Genomic DNA, 19,502 nt, shown 5'->3' with positions numbered 1-19,502 from the left:
GTTTCATCCTGCCCCGATCTGCGCTCTATGTCTGCCCCGGGATCGACCCTGATCGGCCGTTTTGCGGTCACGCTTTTTGTGGGAGAGGGCTTCATGCCATTTTTGCGGACGGATCACTGGCGCTGCGCCATCGTTCACGCGCCTCTGACTGAGGTGATCGAAGCCGCCAGCCTGAACGGCTTTCCCATCACGACGCTGCCCGATATCGGGGATCATTGTTTTCTGGCTGATCCGTTCGGGTTCTGGCGGGACGGGAAACTGCATGTCTTTGCCGAAGCCTTCGATTATCGCAGTCCGAAAGGGACGATCGAGGTTCTGATTTATGACGGAACAGGCCAGATGGTCCGCCGTGAGACCGTCCTGGAAGAGCCCTGGCACCTGTCCTATCCGTTCGTGTTCGAGCATGACGGCGAAGTTTACATGCTGCCGGAGGCAAACGGTTCGGGGCGGCTCTCGCTGTATCGTGCAAAGTCCTTCCCGCTGGACTGGGAACGGGTCGAGGCTTTCGACTTCCCCGAAGCCGCGATTGACGCCACGCCATTCCATTATGCCGATCGCTGGTGGATGTTCTGGACACCTGCGGGTGATAAGGACGAACGGCAGAGTTTGCTGAACATTTCCGTGGCCGATACACTGATGGGACCGTGGAAAAATCTCGGGCTTTTTCTGAACGACCGAGCCGGAGCCCGTCCCGGTGGCACGCCGACCATCGTGGAGGGAAAGATTTTCCTGCCGACGCAGGACTGCCGCGGAACCTATGGCCGCGGGATCCGGCTGCTCGAAATCGAGGGGCTGGAGCGGGGCCTGCCGAAGGTCACGCCGGGACTGTCGATTTCCATCCCTGCCTCTTTGCGGAAGATGTACCCTGACGGGATGCACACCCTGTCTGCGGCAGGGCAGGTGACGCTGATCGATGTCAAGAAAATCGGCTTCGGCCCCAAACGGGAGCTGCTCAATCTGAAGCGCCGGATTTTTGGCGCCTGAAGGGTACGTATCCCAGGCGCTCAGAAGCCCGGGATACGATCCAGCACCGCGTTGCCATGCCTGACGAACGCTTCAGGGCCGAAGCGTTCCAGCACCCGTTTGCGGGAGCGTGCCCCCATCGCCGCAAGCTCGGAAGGTCTGCCGATCAGGTCTGCCAGAGCTGCCGCGAGGGCAGGGGCATTGTCGAACGGCACGATACGTCCCGTTTCACCGTCGAGAATGCTCGATGCCAGCTCGCCTGCAGGGGTGGAGACAACCGGAAGGCCGCAGGACATGGCTTCATGCCCCGCGACACACATGCCCTCCCAGTGCGACGACTGGACGTAAAGATGCAGGGTCTTCAGGAAATCAAACGGCTTTGACTCGTAGCCCAGCAGGTCAATCGGCAGATTTCCGGCCGTGATGCGGGCCTGAAGCGCTGCATGTTCGGGACCATCGCCTGCAATCTGAAGACGGAACGGCGGCAGGTCGGGATGGTCTTTCAGAAGGGCTACGGCCTCGCACAGAATGTCATAGGCCTTGACGGGATTCAGGCGTCCCAGCGTTCCGACGCGTACGACTTCGCCTTCTTTCCACGGTGCGGCGACAGGGGCGTCCGGATCAGCGCGGAAAATAGGCCAGGCAACGAAATTGTCGCTGATGCCGAGTTCCTTGCCCGCAAAGGTGATGACGGACTGGGAGTCGGCAACCCAGAGCGTGGTGTAAGGACGGCACAGGCGTAGCAGGAAGGCATTGACCTTCTTCAGGCGCCCGCAATGCTGCCAGTGCACTGTCGGAGTCTTATGACGCAGCGCGACCAACTGCCCCAGAAGCGTGGCACGGCTGAGGGACGTCCAGATCAGGTCCGGCTGGAACACCTCCATCTCATCCCGTAGCCAGCGATAGGCTGCGATGTGATCGCGTGTTGTACCTTCCCGAACGCGCACGGGGATGCCGGCGGCTTCGATCAGCGGGATGGCGAGTCCGTCCTTGCGGGCCAGTGCGAAGATCGTCACATCGCCACCGCGTGCCTTCAGAACAGACACGATGTCCGGAATGGGAAGCTGTGCGCCCCCGCATTCAAGGGAATTGATGATGTAGGCGATTTTCATGGGGTCGTCTGCGCCAGGATTTGTTCGGCCAGTTTCAGGTCGGAAGGTTTGTCCACGTCCACTGCCGCACGTCCGTCCGACAGGGGCACCAGACGCACGCTGGCACCGGTCAGCTTATGGATGCGGCGACAGAGCGCTGTCGAATCCAGTGTATGGGTCACGGCACGCAGAAGGGTTCCGAGGCCCAGCGTCATGGCCATGCGGAGCGGGCGCTTGCGGTTCTGCTGAAGCCGCTTCCACAACTCGATGACGTTCCGCCCCTTGGCTGTGCCGATCAGGAACAGGTTGCAGCCTGAGAAGCTCATATCCGACAGGCGGATATAGGTCCGTTTTGTACCGGGCACATCGCGTTCAACCGTGGAACGCAGTGCAACGCCGGCGGCCAGATCGCAGCCCTGGGCCTTGGCCAGAAACTCCTGGATCCATTCCGGACGCAGAAGCGCGTGATCGGCCGTCGTGACCAGACAGGGCGTTCCAATCCGGGCAATGGCTTCGGCAACGCTTTCGCTGGGAGAGGGGGCGGAGCGCAGGATCGTGGCGTCACCTGCCAGATCCCTGATGCAGTCCGGATTTTCGATGCTGATTGTCACAGGCCCAAGGCCGGGCGTGCGGGCAATCGTGTCGAGCACGCGGGCCAGCATGGGCTGACCGGCGACGGGAAGAAGCGCCTTGTGGGAAACCTGCCCCAGCTTCGCAAGCACATCATTCTCGCCGTCGCGGGAGCCGGCGAGAACCAGAACGGGGAGGCTCATGCCGCGCGGTTATGCCCGGAAGCCGTGCGGGCTGCCGCCGGACGTGCGCCATCGGGACGGTCCTTCGGGGGCGACCCCGTCAGATCCATCACCCACGGATAGCGATGCGCTTCCTCGATGTCATAACCGAGATTGAAGACATGCTTGCTACGCGGTCGGTCGCGGGCTTCGCGGTAGAAGCTGCTGAACAGGCGGTCCGGCACATAGTTCGTGATGCCAAAATTACCGTCTTCGTCATGGAAATGGTGCAGCACGTGCAACTGCTTGATGTTCGCGACCCATTTCCAGCGCGGCTTGTAGGCCAGATGCTGGATGCAGTGGAAGAACTCGTAGATGCAGGTCATGACCAGTGCCGTGGACAGCGCACAGAATGCACCGCTCCAGCCGGCGATCAGGCCACCGATTGGCATGGTGATGATCGCCATGGTCGGCACCGTGTTCAGCGGGGAGCCGAATAGCACGTCCAGCAGGTGCGGGTCCTGATGGTGGTCGAAATGGATGCGCTTCCAGAGCGAAGCCGTCCAGTGGTTGCGATAGAGCCAGCGTCCATGAAGGATGAAACGGTGGATCGCATACCAGGCCAGCGGGTAAACGACGATGACCACAGGCACCGGGACGAGCGTCATCCAGAGCACGGTCGAGAAATGCAGCGCCGCCCAGGCGGATCCCGCGATCAGCGCGAAATAGAGCAGGATCGTCGGGTAGGTCAGATAGGCGAACCACAGCTGGGAGAGGTTCATCTTTCCCAGATCGAAGCTGCGGCCTGTCCGGATGGCGGACATGTTGCGCCATGGTGCCTTGAAGTTGCTCATCGTTCCTCCATCCGCAGAAGCCAGGTCAGCCCCATAAGGGCGCCCAGCAGCGGGCCTACACTGACAGCCAGGGGCGCCGGAAGCGTCCCGGCATTTCCAAGTGCGGAAATCATTCCCTGCAGGATGACAAAGCCCATTCCGGCCGCAAGAACATAGACCGGGAGCGGGTTTCGAAGTCCTGCACGAGGTGGGATATAGATCACCGGCAGCGTCAATAGAAGCATTACTGCAATCTGAACGGGCAGAATCATGCCCGTGAACAGCGCCATACGGTATGTGGTTCTTGGCAGACTTGCCGGTGCGCCTTTGTGAAGAATGGCGCTGATCTGGGCGGGTGTTACGAATGCTCCGTTCTGCGACAGCGTCATGATGATCGACGGTGTGGCAGGAATAACGAAGGTGTTGTCACCCTTTGTCACATTGACGAACGACTTGTCGTCGGAAAGGGAAAGATCCTGCGCGCCATCAGGATGCCACTGGCCGTTCTGGTACGTCAGGATATTCGTATGCTCGGTTCCGGTCAGCAGGCCCGTGGCGTCACGGTGATAGATCGTCACGTCCCGCAGGAAATAGCCGCCCTGGGCGATCTGCCCGATCCGGACCAGCGTGGGGCCTGCGCGGAACCACAGGATGTCGTCTTCGGGCTGCCCTTCCTTTCCGGCCAGTGGGTCGGTCCGGTTCCACCAGGTGGTGAGGGCATTTTCGCAGGGCGGGACCAGCCAGTACTGGGCACAGGCGCCGCCGATCCCCGCAATCAAAACAGCGGGTATGAGCAGGCGGTACAGCGCCGGCGTTGACAGTCCGGCTGCCCGCAGCGCCGAGATTTCGCTCGACAGCGTCATCTGGGTGAGGAGGAACAGCGCGCCGACCATGAAGGCCAGCGGCAGGATGTCGATGCTCAGGGCCGGCAGGTGCAGGAACGCGAATGTCAGGATCCCGCGCACGCCGAGATGCCGGTTCAGGATCGGAGTTGTCTTTTCAAGAAGCGCCAGGATCTCCAGCAGGGAGACGAGAACGGCGCCACACAGCATGAACCGTCCCAGAAGGGCACGGTTGAGCGCCTTGATCAGCACAAACCGGGGCATACGCTGCGTGGACTCGGTCATGCGGGTGCCCGTGTCAGCTTGCGGCGGCGCCAGGAGCCGCGGGAGCGACGGAGCAGGGCCGCCAGACAGCCGATGCAGAATACGAGTTCCGGCACCCAGATCGCCAGCCAGATCGGAAGGCGGCCGGTCGAGGCAAGGCTGTGACCGAACATCAGGGTCTGGTCGAAGCCGATCAGGATGACGGCAACCGCAATCAGGCCCCAGACGAATTTTTTACGCCGGGACCCGATGGCCAGAGCAACGGCAAGGGGCGGAATAAAGGGGATGGCCAATGCGCGGGCCATGCGGAAATCCATCTCTGCCCGGAGCGTGCGGTATTCGATGCCAGGCAGGCCATAGCGCAGGTCATGCGCCAGCTCGAACTGCGTCAATTCGCGCTCATCGGCCCCGCGGGAGCGGAATGTCGTTTCCCTGGTCGGGCGGTCAATGACGCGGACGACATGTTCGAAATGGGTCACGGTCGGCTTGTGGGGTTTGGTCGCCTGGAACGGATCATCCACGATTTCCCCGTTCCACAGGTCGAGGCGGGTGCTGCGGGTCTTTTCAGAGATGGTCAGCGCCCCGGTACGGGCCGTGATGATATGGGCGACACCATTCGCGTTGACTTCACGGATGAACACACGTCTGAGCCGGGTGCCGGCGTGGCTGACACTGTCCGCTGTCATGACGGCCTTGCTGGAGGTGGATGCGAACATCCCCGCCTGAAGATGCGGTGCCCAGCCTGTATGCTCGGCAAAATAGAAGCCTGCGCGATAGTCATAGCGCGCGACCGGCTGGATATAACCGTAGAGGAACATGCTGGCGGCGCTGAGGAGCAGCCCGACGATCATGAACGGTCGGCTGATCCGCATCAGTGAGACGCGACCGGCCTGAAGGGCATCAATCTCGTTATTGTCGCTCATGCCGCGAATGGTCAGGAAAACCGAAATGCAGAGTGCGGCAGGCAGCGCGATTCCGAAATAATGGGGCAGCAGATCCGTCAGAAGCGCGATGCAGGTTCCAAGCGAACTGCCTGCCGAAGCCAGATAGTCAAAGAGAGACAGCAGGCGTTCCAGCAGCAGGGCGACCAGCATGGCCAGAAGCGCGATCGCGAAGGGGGGCACCATCTGTGTCAGCAGATACCGGTCCAGAATATGGGCCCGCTGTTTCACGCCTCTGTCCTTCCTGTCCGCTTCCACGATGCCCGTTCGCTGACGGAACCATCGAGCCGGTGACGTGCCAGATTGATCGTCCAGCCCTTTTCATATGGGTGGATGGACAGATGATTCCAGCAGGCCTGCCGGTGCGGGCGTTCATCGGTCAGGGATGCGGACGCCACGCCGAGCAGCGGAATGTCCGTTCCGGCAATATGGGTCAGGGTCGCATCATGGGAGTGTCCATGCAGGACGATCTCCGCTCCTGCCCGCCGGAACACCCCGGCGACTTCCCGGTGATCGAGCAGGGACTTGCGCCAGGGGACGAGGCCGCGTTTGGGCGGATGATGGATCATCACGACCCGGCACAGCCCTTCTTTCCCAAGACGCTCCAGCAGGGCTTCCAGCCGGTCACGCTGGCGGCGTCCGACACGCCCGCAGGCCATGAAGGGTGCGGTCGGAATACCGGAATTGACGCCTATGATCGCAACGCCGTTCTGGATGCGGACGTAAGGGTACTGCCGGGCAGACCAGCGTTCCCACTGGTGCAGGCCGGCCGATGCCGGCTGCCGGACCATGCAGTCATGATTGCCGGGAATAACGAGGGCAGGCGCGGGCAAGGCATCCAGCCAGCGGGCCGCCTCTGCGAATTCGTCTGGCGTTCCGAAATTGGTCAGATCCCCGCTGACGAGGATGGTATCGACGTTCGAGCGTCCAATATCCTTCACCAGTGCCGCGCAGGTCTGCGCGAGATGGACGTACTGGCGGTGCTTTTTCCAGGACAGGAGGCTCAGGGCGCGCTTGTTGAGCGCCGCGCGCCAGTGAACCGGGGGCGGGGGAAGATGCGGGTCCGAAATATGGGCCAGTGTGACAGCAGGCGTGGGGACAGGGGACGTGTGCCGCGACGAGAAGGGATCTGCGGGCAGGTCAGGGGTCATGATCAGAAAAGGGCCTTGTCAGAATCCACGCCAGGCACGAGAGGTCCGTGGTGAGTATCCCGGACGCCCTGTTCTGGCAGTTCCATCATAGCCGTGCTAGACCCGCCCGCATAGCCGAACGCCAGATGAAGATTGCCTCACCCAGTGCGCATTGCCTTGATCCATAATGCCCGTAGCCGGAAAAATCGCCGGGACGGTTCCAGTTTTGCTGTCGAGGCGCAGGCCCTTCTGGGAAAGGATTTCGTTCCTTCGGATAGTCGTGAAGGCACGACGGAGCATGTCCGGCAGCTTTACGAGCGTGGGATCGACACCATCCTCATCGACGGTGGTGACGGCACGGTCAGCACCGCGCTGACCGCCATTGCGCGTGCCTATCCGGCTGACAGGTTTCCGGACATCGTGGTCCTGGCGTCTGGCAACACCAACCTGATTGCGGGTGACGTTGGTTTTGGCCTGCGTGGCATGGAGGCGGTTCAGCGTCTGCGGCAGGGCGGGCTGCGCTCCAGCATGCGTACACCGATCCGTCTGTCCTGGCCGGGAACGGACCGTATGCCGGTGCTTGGCCTGTTCGGCGGCTGTGCGGGTTATGCAAGAGCCGTGCGGATCGCACATTCTCCCACCGTCCTGCGTTTTGCGCCCCATGATCTGGCCGTTGGCATCACGTTGCTGTCCACATTCGTCAGCCTCATGTTCCGCAAAAGCCGTGAAGACTGGCTTAGGGGCGATCCGCTGCGGATCGAGACCGGCGGCCATGTCTATGACGGGCAGAGCTTCATGTTCCTGACAACCGGACTGTCGCGCCTGTCACGTGGTATCTGGCCGTTCTGGGATGCCGAGCCCAATGTCGAGGGGCTGCGTTATCTTGATGTCAGTGCCTGGCCGGACAGTCTGCTCCGGGCAACGGCGGCCCTTCTGTGCGGACGCGCCCCCCGCTGGCTGCGCCGTCATCCCGATTACGTCAGTGGTCGTACGGATGACATGACCCTGGTCACGGAAAGCGATTTCGTGCTCGATGGCGAGGTCTTTACAGCAGCGCCTGATGGAGTCCTGCATCTGGAACGTGCTCCCGGCTTCCGGTTTCTCCATGCCTGATGCGCTCGAACAGCGCCTGATCGGTGAACTGACAACGCCGGTCGACTCCGGTGTCGTTGCTTTTGCCGAAGCGCTGGCCCACGCCTGTCCCGTTCTGCCGCTGGGCATTCTATTTTATGGTTCGATGCTGCGGAAAGCCGATCCGGACGGTATTCTCGACTTCTACATCGTCACTGAAAACGCCGAAGGCTTTTCCGGCGGACTGGTGGCCCGGACCGGCAATCTCGTTCTGCCACCCAATGTCCGCTATGCCGAATTCCACCATGGTCATCGCACCCTGAGGGCCAAGATTGCGGTATTGTCGCGTGCGCAGTTTGCTGCCCGAACCGGACTCGGGGCCCTGGATACGACAATCTGGGCGCAATTCTGCCAGCCGGTGCGGCTGGTCTGGGTCCGCGATCCGGAAAGTGCGGATGCTGTCCTGTCACTGATCGCAGCCTGCGTCACAACGGCGTCATGCTGGGCAGCGCTGCTGGGTCAGGCATCCATGACGGCGGACGATTTCTGGGAAACCCTTTTTGCCCATACCTATGCCTCTGAACTCCGCGTGGAGAAAAAGGGGCGGGGGAGCAGTATTCTGCGAGGGCAGGAAGCCCGTTACGCAGCCATGCTGCCTCTGGGCTGGGCGCGGGCACATCTGCAGTTTGCGGCACATGGCGATATGTTGGAACCTGTTATCAGTGCAGCGCTCCGCAAAAAGGCAATCCGCCGCTGGGCTCTGATCCAGAAATCGGGTCGCCCTCGCAGTGCAGCCAGACTTATGAAAGCGGCCTTCACTTTTGAAAATGGCGCATCCTACCTGGCTTGGAAGATAAAGCGCCATACGGGCTTTGATATGCAGCTATCGCCCTTTGAAAGCAGGCATCCGCTTGTGATGCTGCCCCGGCTTCTGTGGCGGGCACGCCATCTTCTGAAACGTCAGAAAAACTGAAAACAAAAAAGAGGATCCATGGGATCCCCCTTTTTGGTCTTACAGTCCGAAATGTCTGGCGACTTCGCCAAAGACCGCAACAGCACGGTCAATTTCTTCAGGAGAATGTGCAGCCATGACCGAGCAGCGCAGAAGCGGACGGTTGTCTGGCGTTGCTGGCGGCAGCGAGAGGTTTACGTAGACCCCGTTTTCCAGCAGCGCGTTCCAGAAGCCCACGGCCTGATCCACGGTTTCCAGCGTCACGGCGACGACCGGGGAGACATGCTCGCCTGTCTTGAGGCCAACCTTCTGAAGTCCGGCATGCAGACGGGCCGCGTTTTCCTGAAGCTTGATCCGCAGTTCAGGACGCTCCTGCATGTCCTCGAGGGCTGCCATGGTGGCGGCAATGATCTCGGGGGAAGGGAGGCCGTGAACATGTAAGGCCGTGAGCACAGACGCATCAGGTCCACACCATTGTGGTCCGTGACGCAGTAGCCGCCAACGGTGCCGAGCGACTTGGAGAAGGTGCCGACCACGAAGTCGATCCCGTCCTCGCAGCCCTGCATTTCCGCAACGCCGCGGCCATGCTCGCCCAGAACGCCGAACGAATGGGCTTCGTCAGCCATCAGATACGCACCGTGGCGCGTCTTGATGTCCACGAACTTGTCCAGCGGGGCAACATTCCCCGTCATGGAGTAGATGCCCTCGGCGATGATGAGCTTGGCGCCCTGGTGGTCCTTCAGGCGTGCCAGACGCTTTTCCAGATCGACCGGATCGTTGTGGCGGAAGCGGATGACCTGCGCGCCGGACAGCTTGGCGCCGTCATAGATGCTGGCATGGCTGTCCGCATCGAGCAGCAGGACGTCGTCCTTGTTCACCAGAGCCGAGATCGTGCCCAGATTGGCCTGATACCCGGTCGAGAACACCATGCAGTGCTTGCGGCGGAAGAACTCGGCAAGCTTTGCTTCCAGCTTGCGATGCAGACCGAAAGTACCGTTCGCGATGCGGGAGCCTGTCGTGCCCACGCCCATCGTCTCCGCCGTTTCCACGGCAGCCTCGATGGCTTTTTTCGACTGGCTGAGACCAAGATAGTTGTTGGTCCCGAACAGAAGCGTCTCGCGGCCTTCGATGATCCCGACACTGGCGGAGATCGGGCGTTCGATCACGACTTCAAACGGATTGCGCGGCGACGCGGCCGTCAGGCCTTCATAGGCTTCGCGCAGGCCTGCGTGCTTGGCAAAAATATCTGTCACGCGTGGGCAACCTTGAGCGTGTGCAGGCATGCGGCAAGATCATTGATGGTCCGGATGTCCGCAAGCTTGTCGAGCGGTACGGAAACGTCGAGTTCATCCTCGATTTCCATGACGAAATTCATGACGGCCAGGCTGTCAAAGGCAAGGTCTTCGACAATCTTGCTGTTGCCGTCGATGTCCCGGGGAACCTTCGGGTTGGCAAGCAGTTTTTCAATGATCATTCCGGAAATACCGGCGACGCTGTCAGTCATGAACTTCAACTCTCGGTGTCTGTGCAATCTTGGGCAAGCCTTATGCTCCAAACCGGCCCCGTTCGCCACCCCTCTGCCTGTTCTGGCAGTCGGGCGGCGCGGCCGGAAAGAGATCAGGCGACCGAAGGCGTGGTTTCGGGCTGCTGTTCGAACTGACCGGAGAGCAGCATGCTTTTGGCCTTCGCACGGGTCAGCTTGCCAGAGGACGTCTGGGGAAGTGTGCGGGGCGGAACGAGAATGACGTCAACATCCACACCATGCTGGCGGCGGAACAAACTCGTGACTTCGTCGCGGAGTTGGTCACGGCTCGCATCTTCCGTTGCACGGCACTGCACGAGCGCGACAATTTTCTCGCCGTCGTCGCTATCCACGGAGAAGACAGCAACGTCACGCGAGCGCAGGGATGGGATCTCGCTTTCGGCAGACCATTCCAAATCCTGCGGCCAGATGTTGCGGCCATTGATGATGATCAGATCCTTGGCGCGGCCCGTCACAACAATCTGGCCGTTGAGGTGATAGCCAAGATCACCCGTGTTCAGCCAGCCATCAGCGTCAAGAACGGCTTCGGTTTCGTCAGGGCGGCGGAAATAGCCACACATGAGACTCGGTCCGCGAACATAAACGGTTCCGACCTGTCGGTCGGCCAGATCGCGGCCCGTTGCATCGCGCACTTCGATCTGGTGATCGGGCAGGGCTTCACCGCACAGGACGAAGGTCCGCAGCGGATGGGACGGATCGTTGGAGGGCTCTGCAATGCCATCCTTTTCAAGACGGCGCAGGTCGATCGTATCGGTCTGGATGCCGGTATCGAGCGGGGCAAAGCTGATCGCAAGGGTGGCTTCCGCCATACCATAACTGGCGACGAAAGCACTGGCCCGGAAGCCGTTTGATGCGAAACGCTCGGCAAAGCCTTCAAGGATATGGTGGCGGATCATGTCGCCGCCGATGCCGGCAATACGCCAGCACGACAGGTCAAGATCGGCCTGACCGCTGCGGCGGGCGCAGAGTTCGTAGCCGAAAGACGGGCTGTAGGCGATCGTGCCGCGGTTGCGGGAGATCAGGTCCAGCCAGACATGCGGACGCCGCGCAAACTCGCGGGTCGGCAGCAGGTCCACGGAGAGCTGGCAGGTCAGCGGCGTCAGGAAAAAGCCGACGAGGCCCATGTCATGATAGAGCGGGAGCCATGAGACGCAGCGGTCATCACGCGGGTCTTCCGCCGGGTGAACATGCAGGCCGTCACGGGCGATGGCGCGGGCATTGGCCATGCCGGCCGCCTGCGTGACCGAGACACCCATCGGAAAGCGCGTGCTTCCCGAGGAAAACTGGAGATAGGACAGGGCTGTCGGGGAGATTTCCGGCAGTTCGACGCGCGCTTCGGCGTGACGGTACAGGTCGGCCGGCGATCCGCCGAACACCAGATCAAGTCCGTCAATGATCTCGCCGGTCCAGCTTCCGATCACGTCCGGGACCACGACAGCACGGGCCGCAGCGCTCTGGATCATCCCGCGCAGGGTCGCCACATAGCCTTCACGTCCACCGAACGCGACGGGCAGCGGCAGGGGAGCGGGGACGAGGCCAGCGTACTGGCAGCCGAAGAAAATCCGGACGAAATCGCCATCGCTTTCCGCAACGATCGCAACACGGTCACCAGGGACAAGGCCAAGACCCAGCAGGCGGCAGGCCATGGAACGGGCCTGCTCGCGCAGCAGACGGTAAGGCAGCGCTTCAAGAAGCTGTCCCCGTCCGGAATAGATGTTGAATCCGCTCTCACCCTGGGCCGCGTAATCGAGTGCGGCAGCAAAGCTGGGGAAATCACCGTAACGTCTTTCCAGGCCGGAACGGCTGGGCGTCGGGACGGGATTGGCGGTTGGGTTCTGGTTGGCCTCGGTCAAACCTGGACTAGCTCCGTTTGGATTACCTGACATCAGGCAGCCCTTTTCAGAAAATCGACGATTGCGTCCGCCGCAGCGGGAGCAGTGGGCTCATCACCCAGTGTTTCGAATGTCTCTAATACATATTGGCGCTGCGCCTCAAGAAAACGAGGATGCGTTTCGAAGGCATTCTCGATCTTGGCACCCAGATCCGACACGTTTTCCGTCACCGGCCCCAGTGTCCAGAACTGATAATCCGGATTTCCATGCCATTTGACATGGTGGGCGTTGAGGAAGAGACAAGGCCGCGGGCGGATCATGAATTCGGCCACCTGACTGCTGACATCGCCCAGATAGAGGTCTGCCCCCATCGTATAGGTCATGTCGATGCTGCGATGGCTTCCCGGATCAATCAGCATGTGCGGAAGATGCCCATACTGGCGCTTCAGGGCTTCTCCCTCTTCGCGGTGATTGTCGAAGAGACGGAAATGTGGCGCAAAAACAAGGTTGTAGCGATCCTGCCTGGCAAAGAAATCCAGGATCTGGTGTCCCATTTCCGGCCAGGATGACAGGCGGCGCAGGAAATGCGGATTATACAGGATCGTCGGCCGGTTGTTGTTGAACAGCTTCGGCCGTTTCGCATCCATGCGCCGTACGAGATCGAACTTGGCGTAGGTGCCACGGTGATAGGCGCCCGGACGGATGATGCCCTTTTCCAGCATGCGCTGCTCCACTTTTCGTCCTGGAACCAGCAGGAAATCGAATTTCCCGAGATGCCGGGCAAAACCGATGGCCCGGTCACCGGCGCCATGGCCCGTCCAGATCATTTTCGGACGGCGCACACCCATGCGGCGAAGCTGCAGGGACGTTGCTTCCGGGACGATGATCGAATTGAAGTTCCGGAAATAGCGACGGGACGCAAAGAGCCCGATCAGGCGGTCCACGACCCGCAGACCATGCTGCTCGATGCGGCGACGCAGTTTCGCGGAGATCGGGAGCAGATCGAACTGCACCCGTGCTTCGGGATAGAGCGTGGCCAGCGAACGGGCCAGTTCAAGATGGCTCACGGTCAGGCAGGAGACGTGTACCGCAACATCCGGATGGCGCGCGGAGACTTCCAGCGCGATCGGCAGCGCATGCAGGGTCTGGTGACGCTGGCCAATGAGAGGGAACGCAACCTTCATCATGCCACGGCCCCTTCAGGAGCGCGGATCGTCCGCACCACGAGCACAAGCTGGATCGTGATCAAAAGCGTCACGCCACACAATGTAGCCGGTCCAACGCCACTCAGCCCGTAGTGACGCACCATCAGCACGAGGGCCGGCAGGAAGAACAGGCATTCGAGGATGCGTGCACCGATTGCAGCACCCGACCGGTTGGTCGTGAACAGCAGTGGCTCGAGCGGCAGGCCCCAGACCGTGACCACTTCTGCCGCCAGCAGCCATAATGTAACCGGCAGCGCCTCCGTTGCGCCCTTGTGGCCGATATAGAGCTGAAGAAGCGGCTGCCCGGCAAACAGGGTCAGCAGGAGAAGCCCGGTTCCGATGCCGCCGGCCATCAGGGCAATCTGGCCCGTAAGACGATAAAGCCGGTTCATGGCCCGGTCGCGCCACAGGCGGGCCATTTCGGGATAGACGGTCGTCTGGATCAGGGTTGCAGGCTTTGCGATTCCCGCCGCGATCTGGCTGGCAATGCGATAATATCCGGCACTGGTCGGACCGACGAATGCACCCACAACAAGCGTCCCGATATGGCCAAAAGCCAGTGCGAGTGTTGAATTGAGGTTCGTGTTCAGCGCAAAGCGCCAGATCCCGGGATAGATGCGGAAGAACTGTCCGTTCAGGATATCGGGGACAATGCCGCGCATTTCCTGAAACAGGCCGCGGATCAGATCACGGCGATACATCTCGCGGGTCGCCATGAAGAAGAGCGTCCCCCAGGCCGCGACTTCTGCGGCGATCCATACGCTGGCCAGCGCGGCAACCGAAGCCCAGCCCAGAGCCATCGAGGCCGTGCCAACCACACGGACGATCGTGGCAACCGTTCCCTGCACGGCAAGGAGGTCGTAACGGTCGAAAACCCGCAGGAGCCCGGTCGCGGTGGCTGATGCCATGAACAGAATGGAAACGCAGTAAATGACACCGATGACATGGATCTGCGGTGGCCAGCCCAGCAGATTCATGGCCAGAAGGCTGATGACGACACCACCACCAAAACCCAGCAGACCGCCAAAGCTGTCCAGAAGAAGACTGAAAGATACGATTTTCTGGAAACTGCGGCGATCACCCTGCGTTAGAGGGCGCAGTCCAAAATGCAGGACCGTCTGCCATGACTGGAAATCGACGATATCGCCCATCGTCCGCGCGAAAGCGTACATCATCGCAACGAGTCCGAAGCTGTAACTTCCCAGCAGATGGGTGGCCATCCAGATATGGACGAGACTCAGCGGCGCATTGACTGCACGTCCTCCGAGAAGGACGCCCAGATTGCTCATGACACGCTGAACCCCGCCCGTACGGGCGGTCTGGGAAGACGATGAATCGTCTGACATCAATTTATGGAAACTTTCGTGACAGTCTTGCCGTTAACTCTGTTCGGCACCAGAAATAGGCATTTCCCCGGAAATCTGAACTCACTTTTTGTGACTGAAGATTGCGCTTGCCTGCAACACATCATCCAGTGTTGCGCAAAACCGCCGTTCTGAAAAGAAAGCATGACCGTTGCGTGATATGACAGGGATGCCATAAGGAAGCATCGCAGTCTTACGGACAGCCCTATGCATATCTTTTTTCAGGACGCCGCATCAGCCCGGGCCGGAGCCTGGATGACCGTCAGCCTCCGGGCCATTGCAGAAAATTACGATCTTGTCGCCGGACTGGCTCCGGAAGCGGAATGCGCGGCCGTCGTCAAGGCTGACGCCTACGGACTGGGAGCGGCGCAGGTGGCTCCCGTGCTTGCTGCGAGGGGGGCGAAAACATTCTTCGTGGCACATCTGGATGAAGGCATCGCTTTGAGAGCCGTGCTGCCGGATGTCCGCATTTTTGTCCTGCATGGTTTCATGCCCGGCTGCGAAGGCAGCATGCAGGCGCATGGCCTTATCCCCGTTCTCAACGATCCTGAGCAGGTCCGGAGCTGGAAACGGTTCTGTGAGAAGAACAAACAGGCATTTCCGGCGGCACTTCAGTTCGATACGGGAATGTCCCGTTTCGGGTTGAGTCCGGCTGATCTGCAGGATCGCACGGTCTTTGAGGGTCTGAACCTGCAACTGGTAATGAGCCATCTGGCCTGTGCTGATGAGCCGGACAATCCGGCCAATGACATGCAGCGGCAACGTTTTGTGGATATGGCGGCCCGCTTTCCGGGTGTTCCCCGTTCCCTCTCAGCTTCATCCGGTATTTTTCTGGGGCCGGAGTATCATTTCGAGCTGATCCGGCCGGGAGCGGCGCTTTACGGAATTGCGCCTTCAGAAGGCAACCGGATGCTCCGCCCGGTCGTCTCCCTTGATGCGCGGATTGTTCAGATCCGGACCGTGGAGGCCGGAGACCGCGTCGGATATGGTCTGAGCTGGACCGCCACGGAGCCGACACAGGTCGCCACGCTTGGTCTTGGTTATGCCGACGGATTCTTCCGGGCGCAGGAGGGGCGGGGAGCAGTCTGGCATGACCGGACGCGGCTCCCGGTGATCGGGCGTGTCTCGATGGACAGCATTTCCGTCGATCTGACCGACGCTCCTGCCGATCTTGAAGCCGGGGACGTACTGTCGGTACTGGGACCGGCGCAGGATGTGGATGCGCTGGCCCGGTCAGCGGGGACGATCGGCTATGAGGTGCTGACGTCTCTGGGGAGCCGTTTTCATCGTGTCTATGTCCCGGCGGCCTGACACATCTCAGACTGATTTGCGGATCGAAAGCGAGATGGTCCGCCCGAGCGGATCCAGAAAGGCGGGTTCGTAGCCGGCCGGGGTAATGCCGGAGCCATTGCGGGCGCGGATACGGCTGTTGAAGAGATTGCTGACCGTGACCATAACGCGAAAGTTTTTCGCCCAGGGGCGGTTCCGCCAGCGCGGAATTTCCCCCAGATCGGCAAAGCCCGTCATATCCACGGTCGCAAGGTCACTGAAAAACAGGCTGTTGGCGTGCGTACTCGCCAGGGTGGATGTTCCGGACTGCCATTTGGTGACGAGGCGGAAGCCGAACCCGTTCTTGAAGACGCCGCCCTGAAGCTCGACTTCGTGCCGCGGTTGACCGCCCGTTCCACCAATAGTGCCGCCGTTCAGCAGATCAATCGGCGGCAGACCGGCACGCAATTGCACAGTATCTTTCAGGCGCCAGACCTGCGTCAGAACGATGTAATACCGGCCACCAGCACTATGTTTTCCGCCCCTGCCGGAAGGCTTTTTCCCCAGAGGGCGCGAAAAAGAGAACGTCGCATTCCACTCATTGCGCTTTTCCATAACCGCATTGACCGGCCGGATATCGACAACATCCAGAATTCCGTCCGAATTGCGCTGATAGCGGTCGGGGAATGCCTCTTCGATCGCAGCAGTCGCAGTTGGCAGGCTTATGACCGGATTGTGGTTGCGGTCCCGCACATAATTGACATGCAGCCGCGCACCTTCAAGAAAATCCGGGGAAATGATCGTCCCGATGCTGATTTCGTGCCGGTCCGCTGCCCGCAGGTTCCTGTTGCCGCCCGAGATGGTCGTCACCTGCACCGAGCGTCCGGTGACGTAATCATAGGTCGTGACATTGGGCGTCTCGATCTGCGGTGCAATCAGATCCGTGGCTGCGGGTGCCTCGGTGCGATCGGTGACGGAGAACGGGAACTGGACCCATGACACGGGCTCCCATGTCACGCCCCCGCCAATCGTCCCCAGCGTTCCAAAATGCGACACTTGGCTGATGGCGCCGTTGATGTTCGCATCGAGCTTGCCCAGAAACGACAGGACGTGTTTGCGCGCATTGGCAATCGGAATATCGCCGTTGATCTGCAGTGTGCCGACATCGCGGCTGATATGGGTCCGCTGCAGTTTGCCCTGGCTGAGCGACGTCGCATTCTGCTCGGTAATGGTGCCGGTCGGGGCGATGCTGGTCGAGACATCACCGGCAGGCAGGGAAAAGACCGAACCTGACAGAAGCCCCGTGATCTTGCCAGTCGTGCCGGTGGTATGCCCGTGATTGACCAGGCGGTTGTCCAGCCAGCTCCGGTCTACGGCCGAGAACGGATCGAAAGTCGTCATCCCATCGGTCAGCGCCGTCTGGGCAGCTGTCAGGTCAAGTCCGGTCTGGCTGTTGGTCGTTGTGGTGGAGCGGTCGAAACTTCCGGTGCTGTTCCATTTCCAGTTTCCGACATCGCCGTTGAAATTCACCCCGGCATGAACCGCATCCGTATGGGATGTCTGCTGGAGTGCGGAGACATTCGTATAGTCCCGGTACAGCAATGTGTCCTGCGAGAAGGGCGAATACAGGCTGGCGGAAGGAAGTGTGAGGATGCCCCGCACCGGCCCCTGAAGGCTTTCGGAATTGCTGTGGGTGTAGCTGGCGTTGAAAGAAGCAGAGACCGTTTTGAAGATCTGGTCCGCATAGACGCCGTTCAGACGCAGTTCATGCGTTCTGGGCTGAAGGCTGTAATCTGACGCATTCGAACTGACATGCGGCGCATTGGCGTAGGTTGTGAAATCCTGAAGGGTCGGGATCTGTCCTGCTGCAAGTGCGGGAACGCCGGCCGAAGTCACGCTTTGCCCGGTCAGAGCATCCAGCGCCGGATCAAGGCTTCCTCCGTCGGCGGATGCGATGTTGCCCGCATTGGAATAGAGACTGCTGGCGGAAGGCGGGGTCACGCCGCGGTCACTGTCGAGCAGACGGGCCTGTGCTTCATACCGGGCGCTCAGATTGATCCGACGATCGGCGGAGAGCTTCGTGAAACTGGCACCAAGAACACCGTCATCGCCGCCACCATCGGTGGATGTGCTGCCATAGGCCCGCATCCGGACGGCGCGGAAGTGCTTGACGGTAATGATGTTCACCACGCGCTCATCGGCAGGATAGCCGTAGCGCAGGGCTTCTTCCTCGGTGAAGATCTCGACGCGGGCGATGGCCTCGAACGGCAGATCGTTGACTTCCTGCATCCCCGAGATGCGCTTGCCGTTCAGAAGCACGACTGGCGTGTTCCCCGTAGCACCGCGTCCCGAACGTGTTTCCGGGGCAATGGCCGTCAGGAGATCGGCAGCGGTATCGACGCCGTAAGAGCGGATTTCGTCAGCCTGGATCTGCATGATCGGCTTGGCGTCACCCAGCACGGCTCCGGCCGGCTTGTGGGCTTTGACGACGATCTTTTCGCCGCCGTTTACTGATGTCGTGGACGTGGTGACGGTTGTCGCATTGTGCTGCGTGGCTGCCGGCGCGGTGGTGGTACCGGGTGTGGTCTGGGCGAGCGCGGACGCAGCAGGAAACAGGCTACCAAGGCCCCAGACAAGGCTGAGAGCCGGACGCAGCATGGGGCGTATCAGAGTGGGGACGACTTGAGTTTTCAGGTCATGATCTGACATGCGCTCTTTTGCGTATTCCTGCATTGCGTGCGGGCCCGGTTGTCCGCAGCAAGTGCAGAATGTCACGAACCTGTAAGGATATCGTGGCAGTGAAAGCCCATTTCCAGCTGTTTCTGGCGGATTTGCCTTCGTCTGTCGAGACTAAAGGAGCCTCTAGCTGGTCACCATGTTCCGGCTTCGTACCATATTCCGGCGGGTTTCCTCGTCCAGAATTTCGCGGATGCGACGGGTCAGTTCCGTGGCGTCGGTATATTTCCGGCCATAGGTCAGATTGAACGTATGGTCGAAATCATCGGGGTTCAGGCCGGCATTATGCTGGCTGATCGTCTCGATCTTGTCGAAAGCCTTGGCCAGACGGGCTTCGGGAGACGCCGCATTCTCGTATTCGTCCCACAGCGCCAGAAATTCCGCCTGCAGATCATCGGGCAGGGGGGCCATGATCGTCAGCAGGTCTTCGCGTTCCTGCGCCGCCTTGTTGGCCGAAGCCTTGAGCGAAATGGCGGGAACGTCGCCGTGGATGGCTTCGCCCAGATCATGGAGGATGCAGATTTTCAGAAGCTTGAGAAGGTCGATGCCCTCAAGCTGGTCGGCGAAAGTCATGACCAGCAGGCAGAGCGCCCAGGTATGCTCGGCCGTACTCTCGGTCTGGCCGCCATGGGTATAGGTCCGTCTGAGGATATCCTTGAGGCGGGAGGCTTCCCGGAGAAAATCGAGGCGCTTTTCAAGATCGCCTTTTGTCATGCAGTGGGTCCTGTCTGTGAC

Annotated in this window: 16 protein-coding genes and 1 pseudogene; 4 read left to right on the top strand and 13 right to left on the bottom strand. The window is 60.6% G+C overall.

The annotated features are described in order from the left end of the window. Positions 1-27: 27 nt before the first annotated feature. The gene (locus ACJ2A4_RS03010) at positions 28-984 is read left to right on the top strand and encodes a hypothetical protein (RefSeq protein WP_408873565.1); all 957 of its coding nucleotides are present in this window, start codon (positions 28-30) and stop codon (positions 982-984) included. 20 nt (positions 985-1,004) lie between these two features. Here the strand turns inward: ACJ2A4_RS03010 and ACJ2A4_RS03005 are convergent, their stop codons facing one another. Genes ACJ2A4_RS03005 through ACJ2A4_RS02980 form a run of 6 tightly spaced genes read right to left on the bottom strand, consistent with a single transcriptional unit; the run spans position 1,005 to position 6,816 of the window. After that, entirely contained in the window at positions 1,005-2,075 is a 1,071-nt protein-coding gene (locus ACJ2A4_RS03005; RefSeq protein ID WP_408873564.1) for a glycosyltransferase, read from the bottom strand. After that, a complete protein-coding gene (locus tag ACJ2A4_RS03000) occupies positions 2,072-2,827 on the bottom strand; it encodes a nucleotidyltransferase family protein (RefSeq protein WP_408873563.1) in 756 nt (251 codons plus the stop codon). Before ACJ2A4_RS03000 ends, ACJ2A4_RS03005 begins: the two co-directional genes overlap by 4 nt. Next, positions 2,824-3,639, bottom strand: coding sequence for a sterol desaturase family protein (locus tag ACJ2A4_RS02995; RefSeq protein WP_408873562.1), 816 nt, complete (start codon positions 3,637-3,639; stop codon positions 2,824-2,826). The genes ACJ2A4_RS03000 and ACJ2A4_RS02995 overlap by 4 nt, the downstream gene beginning before the upstream one ends. Further along, positions 3,636-4,745: an LptF/LptG family permease gene (locus ACJ2A4_RS02990; protein WP_408873561.1), complete on the bottom strand. Its 1,110-nt coding sequence runs from the start codon at positions 4,743-4,745 to the stop codon at positions 3,636-3,638. The genes ACJ2A4_RS02995 and ACJ2A4_RS02990 overlap by 4 nt, the downstream gene beginning before the upstream one ends. Then, positions 4,742-5,896: an LptF/LptG family permease gene (locus tag ACJ2A4_RS02985; protein WP_408873560.1), complete on the bottom strand. Its 1,155-nt coding sequence runs from the start codon at positions 5,894-5,896 to the stop codon at positions 4,742-4,744. Before ACJ2A4_RS02985 ends, ACJ2A4_RS02990 begins: the two co-directional genes overlap by 4 nt. Next, on the bottom strand, positions 5,893-6,816 hold the full coding sequence (locus ACJ2A4_RS02980) for a metallophosphoesterase family protein (protein WP_408873559.1): 924 nt from the start codon (positions 6,814-6,816) through the stop codon (positions 5,893-5,895). The genes ACJ2A4_RS02985 and ACJ2A4_RS02980 overlap by 4 nt, the downstream gene beginning before the upstream one ends. Positions 6,817-6,960: 144 nt before the next feature. Here ACJ2A4_RS02980 and ACJ2A4_RS02975 point away from each other — a divergent pair, with 144 nt between their 5' ends. Both ACJ2A4_RS02975 and ACJ2A4_RS02970 read left to right on the top strand, forming a co-directional pair. Then, the gene (locus ACJ2A4_RS02975; protein ID WP_408873558.1) at positions 6,961-7,908 is read left to right on the top strand and encodes a diacylglycerol/lipid kinase family protein; all 948 of its coding nucleotides are present in this window, start codon (positions 6,961-6,963) and stop codon (positions 7,906-7,908) included. After that, on the top strand, positions 7,856-8,839 hold the full coding sequence (locus tag ACJ2A4_RS02970; RefSeq protein ID WP_408873557.1) for a hypothetical protein: 984 nt from the start codon (positions 7,856-7,858) through the stop codon (positions 8,837-8,839). Before ACJ2A4_RS02975 ends, ACJ2A4_RS02970 begins: the two co-directional genes overlap by 53 nt. A gap of 39 nt (positions 8,840-8,878) precedes the next feature. On the opposite strand, the pseudogene spt reads toward ACJ2A4_RS02970, so the two are convergent. The 5 genes and pseudogenes from spt to ACJ2A4_RS02945 all read right to left on the bottom strand — a co-directional run bounded on the left by spt (position 8,879) and on the right by ACJ2A4_RS02945 (position 14,744). Continuing rightward, positions 8,879-10,071 (bottom strand): annotated as a pseudogene (spt, locus tag ACJ2A4_RS02965) (serine palmitoyltransferase). Then, a complete protein-coding gene (locus ACJ2A4_RS02960; protein ID WP_062509391.1) occupies positions 10,068-10,322 on the bottom strand; it encodes an acyl carrier protein in 255 nt (84 codons plus the stop codon). Before ACJ2A4_RS02960 ends, spt begins: the two are co-directional and overlap by 4 nt. A gap of 113 nt (positions 10,323-10,435) precedes the next feature. Further along, on the bottom strand, positions 10,436-12,247 hold the full coding sequence (locus ACJ2A4_RS02955) for a fatty acyl-AMP ligase (protein WP_408873556.1): 1,812 nt from the start codon (positions 12,245-12,247) through the stop codon (positions 10,436-10,438). Next, positions 12,247-13,377, bottom strand: a complete 1,131-nt coding sequence (locus ACJ2A4_RS02950) for a hypothetical protein (protein WP_062509173.1) — start codon at positions 13,375-13,377, stop codon at positions 12,247-12,249. Before ACJ2A4_RS02950 ends, ACJ2A4_RS02955 begins: the two co-directional genes overlap by 1 nt. Continuing rightward, complete coding sequence (locus tag ACJ2A4_RS02945) at positions 13,377-14,744, bottom strand: lipopolysaccharide biosynthesis protein (RefSeq protein ID WP_408873555.1); 1,368 nt, start codon at positions 14,742-14,744, stop codon at positions 13,377-13,379. The genes ACJ2A4_RS02950 and ACJ2A4_RS02945 overlap by 1 nt, the downstream gene beginning before the upstream one ends. 225 nt (positions 14,745-14,969) lie before the next feature. Here ACJ2A4_RS02945 and alr point away from each other — a divergent pair, with 225 nt between their 5' ends. Then, positions 14,970-16,073 (top strand): alanine racemase, encoded by a 1,104-nt coding sequence (gene alr / locus ACJ2A4_RS02940; protein WP_408873554.1) that lies wholly within the window; start codon positions 14,970-14,972, stop codon positions 16,071-16,073. A gap of 6 nt (positions 16,074-16,079) precedes the next feature. On the opposite strand, the gene ACJ2A4_RS02935 is transcribed toward alr, so the two are convergent. After that, entirely contained in the window at positions 16,080-18,689 is a 2,610-nt protein-coding gene (locus tag ACJ2A4_RS02935; protein ID WP_408873553.1) for a hypothetical protein, read from the bottom strand. Between the two features lie 204 nt (positions 18,690-18,893). Beyond that, positions 18,894-19,481, bottom strand: a complete 588-nt coding sequence (locus ACJ2A4_RS02930) for an HD domain-containing protein (RefSeq protein ID WP_408873552.1) — start codon at positions 19,479-19,481, stop codon at positions 18,894-18,896. Between the last annotated feature and the right edge of the window lie 21 nt (positions 19,482-19,502).

The organism is Gluconobacter roseus, assembly GCF_046058915.1.
Taxonomy (GTDB): domain Bacteria; phylum Pseudomonadota; class Alphaproteobacteria; order Acetobacterales; family Acetobacteraceae; genus Gluconobacter; species Gluconobacter roseus_A.
This window is presented reverse-complemented; position numbering and strand designations above follow the sequence as displayed.